At 64.3% G+C, this 15,499-nt stretch carries 15 protein-coding genes; all 15 read left to right on the top strand.

The window, feature by feature from the left end; translation table 11 throughout:
• The first annotated feature begins 7 nt into the window (after positions 1–7).
• On the top strand, positions 8–439 hold the full coding sequence (locus NIBR502773_RS05160; protein WP_141155554.1) for a type II secretion system protein: 432 nt from the start codon (positions 8–10) through the stop codon (positions 437–439).
• Positions 436–804: a type II secretion system protein gene (locus NIBR502773_RS05155; protein WP_141155553.1), complete on the top strand. Its 369-nt coding sequence runs from the start codon at positions 436–438 to the stop codon at positions 802–804. The genes NIBR502773_RS05160 and NIBR502773_RS05155 overlap by 4 nt, the downstream gene beginning before the upstream one ends.
• Positions 801–1,430, top strand: a complete 630-nt coding sequence (locus NIBR502773_RS05150; RefSeq protein ID WP_141155552.1) for a prepilin-type N-terminal cleavage/methylation domain-containing protein — start codon at positions 801–803, stop codon at positions 1,428–1,430. The genes NIBR502773_RS05155 and NIBR502773_RS05150 overlap by 4 nt, the downstream gene beginning before the upstream one ends.
• Complete coding sequence (locus NIBR502773_RS05145; protein ID WP_043293746.1) at positions 1,427–2,152, top strand: hypothetical protein; 726 nt, start codon at positions 1,427–1,429, stop codon at positions 2,150–2,152. Before NIBR502773_RS05150 ends, NIBR502773_RS05145 begins: the two co-directional genes overlap by 4 nt.
• Positions 2,149–3,192 (top strand): type II secretion system protein GspL, encoded by a 1,044-nt coding sequence (locus tag NIBR502773_RS05140; RefSeq protein ID WP_141155551.1) that lies wholly within the window; start codon positions 2,149–2,151, stop codon positions 3,190–3,192. The genes NIBR502773_RS05145 and NIBR502773_RS05140 overlap by 4 nt, the downstream gene beginning before the upstream one ends.
• The gene (gene gspM / locus NIBR502773_RS05135; RefSeq protein ID WP_065940309.1) at positions 3,167–3,778 is read left to right on the top strand and encodes a type II secretion system protein GspM; all 612 of its coding nucleotides are present in this window, start codon (positions 3,167–3,169) and stop codon (positions 3,776–3,778) included. The genes NIBR502773_RS05140 and gspM overlap by 26 nt, the downstream gene beginning before the upstream one ends.
• The gene (locus tag NIBR502773_RS05130) at positions 3,775–4,299 is read left to right on the top strand and encodes a general secretion pathway protein GspN (protein ID WP_115486964.1); all 525 of its coding nucleotides are present in this window, start codon (positions 3,775–3,777) and stop codon (positions 4,297–4,299) included. The genes gspM and NIBR502773_RS05130 overlap by 4 nt, the downstream gene beginning before the upstream one ends.
• Entirely contained in the window at positions 4,296–6,518 is a 2,223-nt protein-coding gene (gene gspD, locus NIBR502773_RS05125; protein ID WP_141155550.1) for a type II secretion system secretin GspD, read from the top strand. The genes NIBR502773_RS05130 and gspD overlap by 4 nt, the downstream gene beginning before the upstream one ends.
• Before the next feature lie 1,145 nt (positions 6,519–7,663).
• Positions 7,664–10,057 carry a TonB-dependent siderophore receptor gene (locus NIBR502773_RS05115; protein WP_141155549.1) on the top strand — a complete coding sequence of 798 codons (2,394 nt, stop codon included), beginning with the start codon at positions 7,664–7,666 and terminating at the stop codon, positions 10,055–10,057.
• 15 nt (positions 10,058–10,072) lie between these two features.
• Positions 10,073–11,038, top strand: a complete 966-nt coding sequence (locus NIBR502773_RS05110) for an amino acid ABC transporter permease (RefSeq protein ID WP_141155548.1) — start codon at positions 10,073–10,075, stop codon at positions 11,036–11,038.
• A complete protein-coding gene (locus tag NIBR502773_RS05105) occupies positions 11,031–11,804 on the top strand; it encodes an amino acid ABC transporter ATP-binding protein (RefSeq protein ID WP_065927298.1) in 774 nt (257 codons plus the stop codon). Before NIBR502773_RS05110 ends, NIBR502773_RS05105 begins: the two co-directional genes overlap by 8 nt.
• An 18-nt stretch (positions 11,805–11,822) precedes the next feature.
• Positions 11,823–12,746: an ABC transporter substrate-binding protein gene (locus tag NIBR502773_RS05100; protein WP_115486969.1), complete on the top strand. Its 924-nt coding sequence runs from the start codon at positions 11,823–11,825 to the stop codon at positions 12,744–12,746.
• 12 nt (positions 12,747–12,758) lie between these two features.
• Positions 12,759–14,342 (top strand): FAD-dependent oxidoreductase, encoded by a 1,584-nt coding sequence (locus NIBR502773_RS05095; RefSeq protein ID WP_141155547.1) that lies wholly within the window; start codon positions 12,759–12,761, stop codon positions 14,340–14,342.
• 11 nt (positions 14,343–14,353) lie between these two features.
• On the top strand, positions 14,354–14,776 hold the full coding sequence (locus NIBR502773_RS05090) for a RidA family protein (protein ID WP_027607428.1): 423 nt from the start codon (positions 14,354–14,356) through the stop codon (positions 14,774–14,776).
• Positions 14,777–15,009: 233 nt separating this feature from the next.
• Positions 15,010–15,444, top strand: a complete 435-nt coding sequence (locus NIBR502773_RS05085) for a DUF2165 domain-containing protein (RefSeq protein WP_257228161.1) — start codon at positions 15,010–15,012, stop codon at positions 15,442–15,444.
• Positions 15,445–15,499 lie beyond the last annotated feature (55 nt).

Raw genomic sequence — 15,499 nt, 5'->3', positions numbered from 1 at the left:
CACGACCATGGCCAACGCCCAACGCGGCTTTACCTTGCTGGAAATGCTGGTGGTGATCGTCTTGATCAGCATCGCGGCCGGGTTGGTAGGGTTTGGCCTGCAACAAGGCCTGCGTGCGGCCAAAGAGCGCCAGGCCGTCGGGCAGGTGGTCGAGGCGTTGCGCAGCACGCGGGCGCGGGCGATTGTCAGTGGCACCACCGAAAGCACGGTGTTCGATTTGCGCAACCTCAGTGTGCAGGCGCCGGGCCGTCCGAAAAAGTATTGGCCGGCCGGGCTGCAAGTGACCCTGCACACCGCCGAGCAAGCCGGCGCTGCGGTGGATTTCTACCCCGATGGCAGCTCCACCGGCGGCCACGTGTTGCTGGCCAACGGCAGTCGGCGTTGGCGCATCGACATCGGCTGGCTGACCGGCAGCGTCGAAGCCAAGGCCCTGCCATGAAGCGCCAGGCGGGTTTTACCCTGCTGGAAATGCTCGCCGCGCTGACGCTGATGGCGATCTGTAGCACGGTGCTGCTGGTCGCCTTCGGCCAGAGCGCACGCTCGTTGTTGCAGGTGGCCCACAGCGACCGCCTGACCCATGCCGCCTTGAGTGTGATGGATCAGGAAGGCATGGGCCCTTTGGCCAGCGGTACACGCCAGGGCGAGTTGGACGGCATCGCCTGGCAACTGCGCATCGCCCAACAACCCAGCCGGATCGGCCAGGCCCATCTGTTTCGCCTGGACCTCACCGTCAGCGAAGGCCCGCGCCAGGCCAGTTTCAGCACCTTGAAACTGCGCGCTGCCGGCGTCGGGGCCGGCTTGTGAAGGCGCGTCAGCAGGGCTTTACCTTGCTTGAGATCATGATCGTACTGAGCCTGCTCGGGGTGTTGCTGACCCTGGTCGGCGGGGCGTTGCTGGGCGCCAATCGCGCCGTGCTCAAGGCCCAGCGCTACACGGTCAGCCTGGATGATATGCGCGCCGCGCAGCAGTTTTTGCGCACCGCCATCAGCGAGGCGTTGCCGCTGGATGTGACCGAGGACGACAGCCAGACCGATGGCTTTTTTGCCGGTGGGCCCCAGCGCATGCAGTTTGTCGCGACCTTGCCGGGTGTACTCGGTGGCGGGATTCAGCGCTTCACCTTGCAGTTGGTGGGCCCTGAATCGCGGCGCGATTTGCAGGTGGCGTTCGCGCGGTTTGAGTCTGAGGCACAGGTGAGTGTTCCGGCCTCGCGCAGTGAGCCGCAGGTGTTGTTGAAGGATGTCGAGGGCCTGCAATTCAGCTATCGCGGGGTGTCGCCCAAGGGCCAGGCCACCGGCTGGATCAGTGAGTGGCCGTGGACCAAACGCCTGCCTTACGCAGTGCGGATTGACGCACGGGTGAACGGGCCGGTGCCGTGGGTAACCCAGGTGGTTGCCCTGCGCCTGAACCTGTCCGGCGGGGCACCCGAATGATCCGCCATCAACGCGGTGTGGCCCTGCTGCTGGTGCTGTGGGTGCTGGCCTTGCTCAGCCTGTTGCTCGGCGGTTTGGCCGGCTGGGTGCAACTGGAAACCCGCCAGGCCGCCTGGCACCGCCAGCACACCCAGGCGGTGCTGGCGGCCGAGGCCGGGGTGGCGTTGGCGATGCAGGCCGTCGCCGACCCATTGCAGCGCAAGCAGTGGATTGCCGACGGGCGTGAAATTCCGTTGGTGTTCGACGATGCGCAGCTGCGCGTCAGCCTGCATAGCGAGCGCGGCAAGTTGTATTTGAACAGCGCCGAGGTGGGTGATTTTGCCCGCCTGGCGCTGGCCTGCGGTGCGACCCAGGCCCAGGCCAACCACCTCGCCAGGGCCCTGGAAGTACGGCGCAACCAGGGCCTGGCGCCGTTTCGGGTGGTGGAAGAGGTGCGCCAACTGCCGGGCATGACCCAGGCGCTGTACAGCGAACTGGTGCCCGAGATCAGCTTGTGGAGCGGCCTGGACCGGCCCGATCCGGCATTCGCCAGTGCCTTGATGCGCCGCGCACTGAACCTGCCGCACCAGAATGCGGTGGGTGCCGATCCCGGCGACGTGCTTGTGGTCAGCAGCCGCGCCCAACGCCCCGGCGGTTACCACGCCCAGGTGCAGGCCACCGTGTTATTGAGCCCCGCGCAAGGCAGCGCACAACCTTATCGAGTCTTACGTTGGCAAGAATGAACGAACAGTTAACCGCACGGCTTCAGGCGCTGGCGCAGCCCATCACCCAGCGCTGGCGCGGCAGCCTGCTGCAACTGGGCTGGCGCCTGTGGCTCAAGGAGCTGCGTGGCTGCCTGCCGGCATGGTTGTCATTTGCCGAGATCCCCGAGCATGCCTACGCCTGGCCGCTGACCGCGGCGGTCGAAAAGCTGCCCGGCGAAGCGCGTCAGGTGTTGGTGCTGCCGCCTGAAACGGTGTTGGTGCAAACCCTGCAACTGCCCCCGGCGGCAGCGCGCAACCTGTCGACGGTGGTGGGCTATGAACTGGACCGCTTCACGCCGTTCGACGCCGCCCAGTTGTACTTTGTTGCGCGCCAGGAGCGCCGTACCCCTACGCACTTGCACGTCACGCTGGTGGCGATCCTGCGGGAGCGCCTCGACCAGATCCTCAATGACTGCGCGGCCCTCGGCTTGCAGCCCCATGCCGTGGATGTCGCCGATAGCGCAGGCAAACCCATGGGCATCGACTTGCTGCCGGCGCCGTTGCGTCCCCGTCAGCGCCCCCAGGGCAAGGGCCTGCAACGCAGCCTGCCGTGGTTGTGCGGGGCCTTGCTGATTGCGGCGATGCTGCTGTGGCTCAACGACCGCCAGCGCGTGCTCGATGCCATGCAACACAGTGTGCGCGAGCAGAAAGCCCAGGTCGCCGAGATCCAGGCCCTGCGCCAGCAATTGCTCAATACCCGTGGCGCCGCCCAGTACCTGATTCGCCGCAAGGCCGCCCAACCGCCGTTGGCGGCGCTGCTCAACGAGCTGACCGCGTGCCTGCCCTCGGACACCTGGCTCGACCAGTTGGAAGTCAACGACGGCGCCGAGGTGTCCTTCTCCGGGCAGAGCGCCAAGGCCAGTGCCCTGATCACCCGGATCAAGGGCTGCCACAGCCTGGAAAACGCCCAGTTCGAAGGGGTGATCCAACCCGATGCGCAAACCGGCAAGGATCAATTTTCCTTGCGCGCCCACCTGCACCAGGAGGCCGCCGATGCGCCGACCACTGACACCCCGTGAACGCCGTGGCGCGGCCCTGATCGCCCTGGCCCTGGTGCTCGGCGCCGGTTACTGGCTGTTGATCGACAGCTGGTTCGCCGGCCCCTTGCGCGCCATGGGCGAGCAGGCCGAGCAACTGCGTGAACAGCAGCAACGCTACGCCGGCGTGTTGCGTCAGGGCGACAGCCTGCGCCAACAGTTGGAACAGGCGCGGCAGGACCCGGCCAGCAGTACCAGCCTGTTGCCCGGCGACGACCCGAGCGCGGTGGCCGCGGACCTGATGCAACGCATCGCCGACCTGATCAACAGCCGCGCCGGCCTCGGTGGCGGTTGCAGCCTGACCCAGCGCATGCCCATCACCCCGGAGCAGGACGACGCCGAGCCCTATCGCCAGGTCAAGGTCAGCCTGACCCTCAACTGCGCCATCGAACCCTTGACCGCGATCCTGCATGAGCTGGAGTACCAGCGGCCATTTCTGTTCGTCGATGAAATGAGCATTCGTCGCCCACCGAACGCACCGGCCAGTGGCGGCGCCGGGCAACTGGTGGTGCACCTGTTGGTGCGCGGTTACCTGCAACCGGCCGCCGCCCGGCAGGTGCAGCGATGATCCATGCATTGCGTCCCCTGGAATGGCTGTTGCTCGGCGTCGCCGGGCTGTTGGGCCTGCTGATGGTCGGCATCCTCAGCAGCATCGGCGATGCGCCGCAGTGGTTGCCGGCGCCAGAGCCCGATGCGCGCGCCAACACCGCCGCCAAGGTGCTGGTGGCGCCGAGCGCGACCCTCGAAAGCCTGGCCGGCACCTGGCAGGCGCCGCTGTTCAGCCCCGACCGCAGCCCCGACCGTGCCGTGGGCCAGGCCGGTGTTTCCAGCCTGTCGAGCCTGGTGCTGACCGGGATCGTCCTCGACGGCGACCTGCGCGTGGCGCTGCTCAAGCGTGCCGATGGCCCGCCGCTCAAAGTCCACCAGGGCCAGACCCTGCCCAATGGCTGGCGCCTGGAACAGCTGACGCCCCGCGATGCCCGCTTTGTCCTCGACGGCCGTACGCAAACCCTGAGCCTGCGGGCCCTGCGTTTGCCGCCGCCGTCCACCACACCCCCGATTACCCTTCCTCACGAGTCCACCCCTTGATCGATACCTTCCCTGGCGCCTTGCGCACCACCGTGTTCTGCCTGGCCACCGCCGTTTCCCTCGGTGGCTGCGGCACCTTCCCCGAGCATCTCGACCCGGACGAGGCCCTGTTGCATGAGGCGATGCAGGGCACCGGTTCGCAACGCCCACCCGTGGACCCGGCCAGCGAACAGGCGCCGGTCGACAGCGGCCAACCCCAGGCGAAGACTCCGCCCCAGCGCCAGTTGATACGCGGCAACCAGCAGTTCGTGCGCCAACCGACGGCGGTCTCGGCCGCCAAGGAAGAGGGCAGCGGCGACATCGTATTCAACTTCGCCGACCAGCCGATCGAAGCGGTGATCAACAGCGTGATGGGCGACCTGCTGCACGAGAACTACAGCATCGCCCAAGGCGTGAAGGGCAATGTCAGCTTTTCCACGTCCAAGCCGGTGAACAAGCAGCAGGCCTTGTCGATTCTGGAGACCCTGTTGTCGTGGACCGACAACGCCATGATCAAACAGGGCAACCGCTATGTGATCCTGCCGGCCAACCAGGCGGTGGCGGGCAAGCTGGTGCCGGAGATGCGCGTGTCGCAGCCCTCCAGCGGTTTGTCGGCACGCCTGTTTCCGTTGCGTTATATCTCGGCCACCGAGATGCAGAAACTGCTCAAGCCGTTCGCCCGCGAGAATGCGTTCCTGCTGGTGGACCCGGCGCGCAATGTGTTGAGCCTGGCCGGCACCCCCGAGGAACTGGCCAACTACCAGGACACCATCGACACCTTCGACGTGGACTGGCTCAAGGGCATGTCGGTGGGCGTGTTCGGCCTGCAACGGGCGTCGGTGGCCGAGCTGATGCCCGAGCTGCAAAAAATGTTCGGCCCCGACAGCGGCATGCCCCTGGCCGGCATGGTGCGCTTCTTGCCCATCGAGCGGACCAACTCGGTGGTGGCGATCTCGTCGCAGCCGCAGTACCTCAGTGAAGTTGGCGACTGGATCCACACCATCGACGAAGGCGGCGGCAACGAGCCGCAGATGTACGTCTACGACGTGCGCAACATGAAGGCCACCGACCTGGCCAAGTACCTGCGCCAGATCTACGGCACGGGCGCGATCAAGGACGACACCCCGGCCAAGGTCGCCCCCGGTTTGCGCACCGCGACCTTGTCCTCGCCGGGCACCAACAGCACCTCCGGCAGCACGCCCGGTGGCCTGAGCAACAACCTCAATGGCAACCCACCCGCCGCAGAGGATGAGGAGCAGGAGCCCGAGGCCGAGCAGGACACCGCCGAGCAGGGCGCGACTGAAGACGCCCCGGCCAAAAGCCTCGACGCCGGCACCCGTATCACCGCGCAGAAAAGCAGTAACCAACTGCTGGTCCGCACCCGCCCGGTGCAGTGGAAAGAGATCGAATCGGCGATCAAACGCCTCGACAATCCACCGCTGCAGGTGCAGATCGAAACGCGCATCCTCGAGGTCAAGCTCACCGGCGAACTGGACCTGGGCGTGCAGTGGTATCTCGGTCGCCTGGCGGGCAATTCCACCAGCACCACCGTGGCCAACACCGCCGGCAGCCAAGGCGCGTTGGGCGGCGGCGGTGCAGGGTTGGGCGCGACGGATTCGTTGTTCTACTCCTTCGTCAGCTCCAACCTGCAAGTGGCCCTGCACGCCCTCGAAACCAACGGCCGCACCCAGGTGCTGTCGGCGCCGTCGCTGGTGGTGATGAACAACCAACCGGCGCAGATCCAGGTGGGCGACAACATCCCGATCAGCCAGACCACGGTCAACACCGGCACCTCCGACACCACCTTGAGCAGTGTTGAATACGTGCAGACCGGGGTGATCCTCGACGTCGTGCCACGCATCAATCCGGGTGGTTTGGTGTACATGGACATCCAGCAGCAGGTCAGCGATGCCCAGGACCAGCAGGCGTCCAGCAACGACACCCAGGCCAACCCACGTATCTCCACGCGCTCGGTATCGACCCAGGTCGCGGTGCAGAGCGGGCAGACGGTGTTGCTGGGCGGGTTGATCAAGCAGGACAACGCGGAGAGTGTCAGTGCGGTGCCTTACCTTGGGAAAATTCCGGGGTTGCGCTGGTTGTTTGGCAATACCAGCAAGTCCAAGGACCGTACGGAATTGATTGTGCTGATTACCCCGAGGGTGATTACCAGCAGCAGCCAGGCGCGGCAGGTGACGGATGACTATCGCCAGCAGATGCAGTTGTTGAAGCCGGCTAACTGAAATGTGGGAGGGGCGGTGCGACGATTCGACTTGCCCCCGATGGCGGCCTCTGGGCCGACCATTTTTTTGGATTGGACCGGGTACATATCCGTTGCTGCGGTAACGGCCGCCATGGGTTCCGCCCTTACGGCGGCTCACTTTTGAACAGCGCAAAAGTAAGCAAAACGCTTCGCCCCACCACTCGGCACCTTGCCTAGGCTCGGTGTGCCCGTAATCCGACAGTGATGTGGGGGGCCGCCGCCACGCGCCATCCATGGCGCGGGGCGGCTAAACCGGCATCCCTGCCGGTTTACCCCCCAAATCACTATCGAATTCCGGCCAGCGTGGTTTAACGGGGCGCCTGAGATCAAGATCTAAAGCAAGATCAAGGGCGGCTCGCTTCGCATCGTGGTTACCGTTGGTTAATACAACGTTGTGTAGATACCCATACTCATCGGGGCATAGGTATCTACACAATTTTCAGAGACTGGCGAGTTCCCCTGTGGCGAGCGGGCTTGTCCCGCGTTGGGCTGCGTAGCAGCCCCAGTAAAGCTGAATGTGGTGTATCAGAAACTCCATAGCGGCTGTTTTGGGGCCGCTACGCGGCCCAACGCGGGACAAGCCCGCTCGCCACAGGGAGATTTATCAGAGGCTGAAAAGTTGTGTAGATATCCATGCCCCGATGCGGGAGTGTCAGTTGATGCATCTGTAGCTGACCCACTGCCATCGGGGACAAGTCGAACCGTCGCACCGCCCCTCCCACATTTGGATTTGCATACCTCAGGTAGACCTCGGCCTGAGCTAAAGGCCAATCTCAAAAAGACATTATTTATATGAATAAAAAAACTAAAAAATAATAAAATTAGAGAATATTAGCTTATACCAAAACAGCATTATATTTTCAAAACCCATTCCGTTATGTTTGATCGCAACAGCCTACCCCTGACCTCGGATGGTACCCAGCGTGATTCAGATTCTGCGCGCCATAACCGGGTGATAGCCCCGCGGCAGAATCGTTGGAAGGGAGCTCAACGTATGTTGCCGACTCAAACCCCTCGACTGCCCCACACCTAGTCCCCAATCGCCGCAACGCCCCTGAAAAAATCGAGCACCGCGCCCGCCCGCGTGACTGCCCGACTTCGCGATTTGGAATGTCTGGAGTGGCTATGAAGCAAGTCTTACAACCGACCGCCATCCTGGCGCTGGCGATCCTGGCCAACACCGCCCGGGCCCAGGACGACAGCACCCTGTCCACCGTGGTGGTCACCGGTAACCGTGGCGCCGAACAACGCACGGTCACCAGCAGCCCGGTGCCGATCGATGTGGTCAGCGCCAAGCAACTCCAAAGCACCGGCAAGCCCGGTTTGATGGAGGCCTTGAGCGCGGTGATCCCGTCGCTGACCCTGCCGGAAAAAACCGGTTGGGACGCCAGCGGCATCGCCCGTGCGCCGAACCTGCGCGGCATGAGTGCCGCCGAAGTGCTGGTGCTGGTCAATGGTAAGCGCCGCCACACCGCGGCCACCCTGAATATCAACGGCATCAACACCGGCGCCGCACCGGCAGACCTGGATTTGATCCCGATCAGCGCCATCGACCACGTCGAAGTCCTGCGCGATGGGGCCGCCGCTCAGTACGGCTCCGATGCCATCGCCGGGGTCATCAACGTGATCCTCAAGGCCGACACCAGCGGCACCTCGGTGACTAATGTCGGCCAGGGTTACGACGGCAAGAAACAGACCGTGCAGCAAAGCCTCAACAAGGGCTTCGAGATCGGCAACGGCGGCATCGTGCAGTTGGCCCTGGACGCGCGCAGCCAGAACGACGACAACAAGGCCAGCGCCAACGGCTACACCTACGCCCAGGCCTTTGAGCAGGCCGGCCGCTCCACCTATGGCGGCTACGGCACACCGAAGACCAACCTGCTGACCCTGGGCTACAACGCCGAATTGCCGATCGACGACAGTTTCAGCCTGTATTCCTTCACCACCTATTCGCGGCGCAAGGCCGAGCAGGGCCAGAACTTCCGCCTGCCGACCATCACCAACACCATTACCACCGGGCCTAACGGTTACCCCGGCGGCTACACGCCGACCTGGTATATCGACGAGGACGACTTCCAGGCCGCCTTCGGCGGTAAAGGCACCGTCGGCGAGTGGGACTGGGACCTGTCCAGCACCTACGGGCGCAACGAGGCGGAGCAGGGCACCACCCATAACCAGAACCCCTCCCTGGGCGAGGCCACGCCGAATAGCTTCACCTCCGGCACCTGGATTTCCACCGAGCTGACCACCAACCTCGATTTCAAGCGCGGCTTCGACATCGGCCTGCAAAAGCCGCTGGACCTGAGCTACGGTTTCGAACATCGCCGCGACACCTATGAGGTGCAGGCCGGTGACTATGAGTCCTATGCCAACGGCGGCTACTGCGTGGCACCGGGTAACTGTGCGTCGTCCGGGGCCCAGGTCACCAACGGCATCTCCCCGGATGAAGAAAGCAGCGCCTCGCGCAACAGCCTCGCCAGTTACGTCGACGTGGGCTTCAACCCGGTGCCGGACTGGTACGTGGGCACCGCGTTTCGCTACGAGCATTACAACCAGGGCGTGGGCGCTACCCGCAGCGGCAAGCTGACCACCCGCTACGACTTCACCCCGCAATTCGCCGTGCGCGCCACCGTGAGCAATGGCTTCCGTGCGCCGTCCCTGGCCAACAGCCTGTTCAGTGCGCGGTCCACCACCTATGGCGTGGTCGACGGCGTGTACCAGTCGATCAACTACGGCGTGCTGCCGGTAGGTTCGGCCGCCGCCCAGGCCTTGGGTGCGCAGGAACTGAAACCCGAGCGTTCCACCAACTTCAGCCTGGGTTTCACCCTGACCCCCACCGATCGCCTGAGCTTCACCGCCGACGCCTACGTGATCAACCTGCGCGATCGCATCACCCTCACCGGCACCTTGCTCGGCCCGGAGATCACCCAGGTGCTGCAAGGCAATGGCATCACCTCCACCTCCGGCGGCCAGTACTTCATCAACGGCGCCGACACCCGCACCAAAGGCCTGGACCTGGTCAGCAACTACAGCCAGGACCTGGGTCCCTATGGTGCGCTGAAATGGACCGCCGCGTTCAACTGGAACCAGACCAGAATCCTCAACTACAAGGAATCCACCACGATCCTGGGCACGGCCTATGACCTGATGGACCGCCAGGCACGCAACCTGATCACCGGCGTGCAGCCCAGCACCAAGCTGATCCTCGGTGGCGACTGGAGCATCGAGCGCTTCAACCTCAACCTGGCCCTGACCCGCTACGGCTCTTACAAAGAGGTCAACGTCTCCGCCGACCGCAGCCTCGACCGGGTCTACAGCGCCAAGTGGATCACCGACCTCGACCTTGGCTACAACCTCACCAAAGACCTCAACGTGGCCATCGGCGCCAAGAACCTGTTCGACGTCTACCCGAAAAAACAAGGTGTACCGAGCAGCACCATGGTCAGCAGCTACGGCACCTATTCGCCCTACGGTTTTACCGGCGGGTACTACTACACCCGCTTGACCTATGCCTTTTAGGCCGAGGAATACACCATGCCCATCGTTGCCAAATCCTATGACCTGATTGACACGCCCGGCGCGCTGCGCCAAGCCCGAGTGTCCACCCCGATCAAAGCCCTGCAGGTGGTGCCCGCGCGACACCCCTGGCGCTGGGCCGGGTCGATCTTTGCCGCGCTGGTGCTGCTCGCCATTGGGCATTCCCTGGCCACCAACCCGCGCTGGGAGTGGGGCGTGTTCGGCCAGTGGTTCTTCTCGCCGTCGGTGCTGCGTGGCCTCGGCCAGACCCTGTTACTGACGCTGCTGAGCACGGTGTTCAGCGCCATCCTCGGCACTGCGCTGGCGTTGGCGCGGCTGTCGGGCTCGCCGCTGCTGGCGGCGCTGGCCTGGGGTTACATCTGGTTTTTCCGCTCGATGCCGGCGCTGCTGGTGCTGATCATCCTCTACAACTTCGCCTACCTGTACGACCACATCGTCCTCGGTGTGCCGTTCACCGGCGTAGTGTTCGCCGAGTGGTCGACGGTGGACGTGCTCAGCCAATTCACCGTGGCCGTACTGGGCCTGAGCCTGATGCAGGCGGCGTACGCGGCGGAGATCATTCGCGGCGGCCTGATCGGTGTGGATGCCGGCCAGCATGAAGCGGCGGCGGCCCTGGGCCTGCCGGCCTCGCGGCGCATCTTCCGGATCATCCTGCCCCAGGCGCTGCGCTCGATCCTGCCGTCGGGGTTCAATGAAATCATCGGCCTGGTCAAGGGCACCTCCATCGTCTACGTGCTGGCGCTGCCGGAGCTGTTCTACACCGTGCAGGTCATCTACAACCGCACCCAGGCGGTGATCCCGTTGCTGATCGTCGCCACCGTCTGGTACCTGATCATCACCACCGTGCTCACCAGCGCCCAGTACTACGTCGAGCGGCATTTCGCCCGGGGTACGGCCAGGGTGCTGCCGCCTACGCCGTGGCAACGCGTGCGCCGCTGGCTGAAGGAGAACACCCATGAGTGAAGCCCGCGCCGGCCGTATCCAGATCCAGGGCGTGGGCAAGCGCTTTGGCAATCAACAGGTGTTGAAAGACATCGACCTGACCATCGATCCAGGCAAGGTCACGGTGATTCTCGGGCCGTCCGGCTCGGGCAAGTCCACCTTGCTGCGCACCATCAACCACCTGGAAAAGATCGACAGCGGGCACATCACCATCGACGGTGAATACGTCGGCTATCGACGCAAGGGCGACCTGCTTTACGAGCTCAAGGAACGCGAGATTCTCAAGCGCCGTATCGACGTCGGTTTTGTGTTCCAGAACTTCAACCTGTTCCCGCACCTCACCGCCTGGGAAAACGTCGCCGAGGCGCCGCTGGCGCACAAGCGCTGGAGCAAGGCCGACGCCCAGGCCAAGGCCACCGCACTGTTGGCCAAGGTTGGCCTGGCGGACAAGGTCGATGCCTACCCACGCCAGCTTTCCGGCGGCCAGCAACAGCGCGTCGCCATTGCCCGCGCACTGGCGCTGGACCCCAAGGTACTGCTGTTCGATGAACCCACCTCGGCCCTCGACCCGGAACTGGTGGGCGAAGTACTCGACGTGATCAAGGGCCTGACCCAGCTGGGCGTGACCCTGGTGATCGTCACCCACGAAATCGGTTTTGCCCGCGAAGTGGCCGACCACGTGGTGTTCCTCTGCGACGGCGAGTTGATCGAAGAGGGCCCGCCCGAACAGATTTTCCGCCAACCCCGACATCCCCGCACCGTGGCCTTTCTCGGCAAGGTGCTTTAGTTCAAGGAGTGACTGCCCATGTTCATCAACACCACCCGTGTGGCCCTGCTGGCGCTGGCCGTCAGTGCTGCGCAAAGCGCATTCGCCGTGCAACAGGTCGACCTCAGCCCCGACCGCCCGCGCATCCATGTGCCGCGTAACGAAGCGGCGATTGCGCAGATCCCGCCGGGCTTCAAGTTCGCCCAGCCGGGCAAGTTCACCGTGGCCGTGTCCGGCGTGGCCGGGCCGCCCCTGGCGCTGTTGGCCAGCGACGACAAGACCACCATCGGCAGCGAAGCCGACACCGCGCAACTGGTGGCCGACAGCCTCGGCCTGCAACTCAATGTGGTGCAGACCAGCTGGGAAGACTGGCCCCTGGGCGTCAGCTCGGGCAAGTACGACGCGGTGATCAGCAACGTCACCGTGACCGAGGCGCGCAAGAAGCGCTTTGACTTCGCCACCTATCGCCAGGATGTGCTCGGCTTCTACGTCAAGACCACCAGCAAGATCAGCGAGATCAAGCAGGCAGCCGATATTGCCGGGCTGAAGATCATCGTCGGCTCCGGCACCAACCAGGAAAAAGTCCTGCTGGCCTGGAACGAGGCCAACGAAAAGGCCGGTCTCAAGCCAGCGCTGTTGCAGTACTTCGACGACCAGGCCGCCGCGCAACTGGCGGTGCAGTCGGGGCGCAGCGATGCGCTGTTCGGGCCCAACTCGGTGTACGCCTATTCGGCGGCGATCACCGGCGGCATCAAGCGCGTCGGCACGGTGAACGGTGGCTGGCCATTGCAGGCAGACATTGCCGTGACCACCCGCAAGGATAACGGCCTGGTCAAGCCGATCCACACCGCCCTGGAAGGCGCGATTGCGGGCGGCCAGTACGCGCAGGTGCTGCAACGCTGGGGCCTGGATGTGGAGCGTGTCGACAAGTCGCTGATCAACCCACCGGGCCTGCCGGATTAAGGAGCAATCGATATGGGACTGACACGACGTGAAGCGTTGTCGAGCATCGCGGCGGTAGGCGGCGAAAAAGCCGTCAAGGATGCGCTGGCGGTACTCGGCCTGGGGCCGTCATCGCACCGCCGACCGCAACCGTTGAAACTCAAGGACGGCCTGGGGCAGGGCACCCGCGTGCTGGTGCTGGGCGCCGGGATTGCCGGGCTGGTCACCGCCCTGGAACTGACCCGCGCCGGGTTCAGCGTGCAGGTGCTGGAAGCCCGTGAGCGGGTCGGCGGTCGCACCTGGACAATCCGCCATGGCGACCGCGTGGACTACCAGGATGGCCGTACGCAGACCGCCGCGTTCGAGCCGGGGCATTACTTCAACGCCGGGCCGGCACGGATTCCCAGCCAGCACCGCACGATCCTCGATTATTGCAGTGAGCTGGGCGTGCCGCTGGAAGTGCTGGTCAATAGCAGCCATGGCGCCCAGGTGCGGCCGGATGTGAACCAGCCGGCCTTCACCGTCGGCCAGGCGATCAACGATGCGCGCGGGCATTTGTCCGGGTTGCTGGCCAAAGCGGTGCAGCGTGATGCCCTCGACGATGTGCTGAGCGCCGAGGAACGCACGCGCTTGCTGGCGTTTTTGCAAGTCTATGGCGACCTGTCCCAGGAGCTGACCTTCGAGGGCACGATCCGTTCGGGGCACCTGGAATCGCCTGCACATCCTGGCGCCTTGCCCGCCAGCCGCAGCCCGTTGGCGCTGGACCAACTGCTGCACCCCGAACTGTGGGGCGCCTTGCTGCACACCGAATTCCCGGAATTCTCGGCGACCATGTTCCAGCCGGTGGGTGGCATGGACCGCATCACCGACGCCTTCTACCGGCGCGTCAGCGATCACGTGCAACTGGGCGCCCAGGTGCGCCAGATCCGTCAGTTGGAAGACGGCGTGGCCGTGACCTACCACGACCAACGCAGCGGTCGCGAGCAGGTGGTGCGCGCCGACTATCTGGTCTCGACCTTGCCGCTGCCATTGCTGGCCAAGCTCGACACCGACTTCAGCGACCCGATCAAGGCCGCCTTGCTCAGCACCCGCAGCGACCAGGCCACCAAAGTGGCGTGGCAGTCCCCACGCTTCTGGGAAACCGACTACCGCACCTACGGCGGCCTGTCGTGGATCGAACACCCGGCGCGCCTGCTCTGGTACCCGAGCAACGACCTCAACACCCACGAGGGCCTGCTGGTGGCCGGCTACGTGACCGGGGAGGGCGCCGATGTGTTTGGTGCGCGACCGTTCGACCAGCAGTACGCCACCTCCAAGGAGGCCGTGGAGTTGCTGCATCCGGGCTATTCCAAACACCTGCGCCACCCGCTGGCGGTGTCCTGGGAACAGATCCCCTTCAGCGAAGGCCCGTGGCTGCAACGCGAACACTTCCCCGCCGATGCCAGCGCCTTGCTCGAACAGGGCCACGGCCGCGTGTACTTCGCCGGCGACGGCCTGGTGCAAAGCGGGGTGGGCATCTGGCAGGAATCGGCGGCCAACTCGGCGCGGCATGTGGTCGCGCAACTGGCTGAACGCGTGACCCAACAACGACAGGTCGCGGCACTCGCCGCCTCTTAAGGAGACACACCATGAGCGACAGCATTCAACGCACCAGCGTCGGCGATTTCCCGATCTCGCAGACCGTCACCGTACCGGCGTCCGCCAGCCTGATCTTTGTCAGCGGGACCTTGCCGGACCTGGTTGATCCAACGGTTCCCGGGGTGTTTGGCAACACCGAAGTGCAGACGGTTTCGGTGTTCAACAAGCTGCGCCAGATCCTGCGCCAGCAAGACCTGGACCTGGGCGATATCGTGCAGTTACGGGTATTCCTGGTCGGCGCCGAGGAAACGGGCGGCAAGCTGGATTTCGCCGGGTTGCAGCGTGGGTATACGCAGTTCTTCGGCACCCCCGAGCAGCCGAACAAGCCGGCACGCACCGCGTTGCAGGTCGTGGCGTTGCCATTGCCAGGTGCACTGGTGGAAATCGAAGCCATCGCCGCCAGGACGGCGTGACAATCCCTCGCAAGTAACTCCCCTCCAGCCCCCTCACAACCGCTTCGGGGCTTCGGCGTGACTGCGCCGAACGCCCCCGGCGGGCGCCTGCCAGACAGCGTTTCCAACCTTCCTGAAACCCCTCCCGCACAAAGATAAATCTTGTATTTAAACGCCTGCGACGTATTATCCAAGCAATGTCTTGTGTATATACCTGAGGCTGGATTTCCCTTTCGACAAATACGGAGGTTTGAATGACTGTGGAGGCAGGGTTACTGGGTCACTCGATGTCAGTGTTCCTGGGCGTACAGGCCATTGGCTTGAGCCTGTGGCTGAGCATTGCGGTGCTTAACAACTGGCAAGCGTTTCGCAGCTCGGTAGGCGCGGTAGGCGCGACGATGGCCATGGAGCCGTTGCGCCAGAGCCCCGCCATCGATATTCCCTTGCTGGTGCGGGCCGTGCGTTCACCCCGTCTGCACCAACTGGCGCTGCTGGTGGTGCTGGCCCTGCAATTGGTCGCTGCACTCGCGGCCTGGACCGGCAGTTATCAGTTGATCCTCGGCGATGGTCTGCTGTCGGCAAGGCCCTGGCTCAACCTCGCCCTCAGCGCGTTTTCGGCGTTTGTCTTCGCCATGTTGCTGGGGGCTTGTGGTTCGGCTACTGGATTCGCCAGGAGGGGTTGCAACTGACTCATCTGGTGCTGTCGATCTGGGCGGTACTGGCCTTCTTCCTGTTCAACCACAG

The organism is Pseudomonas sp. NIBRBAC000502773, assembly GCF_006517195.1.
Lineage (GTDB): Bacteria > Pseudomonadota > Gammaproteobacteria > Pseudomonadales > Pseudomonadaceae > Aquipseudomonas > Aquipseudomonas marginalis.
Note: the sequence above shows the minus strand (reverse complement) of the source record. Positions and strands in the feature narration are given on the sequence as shown.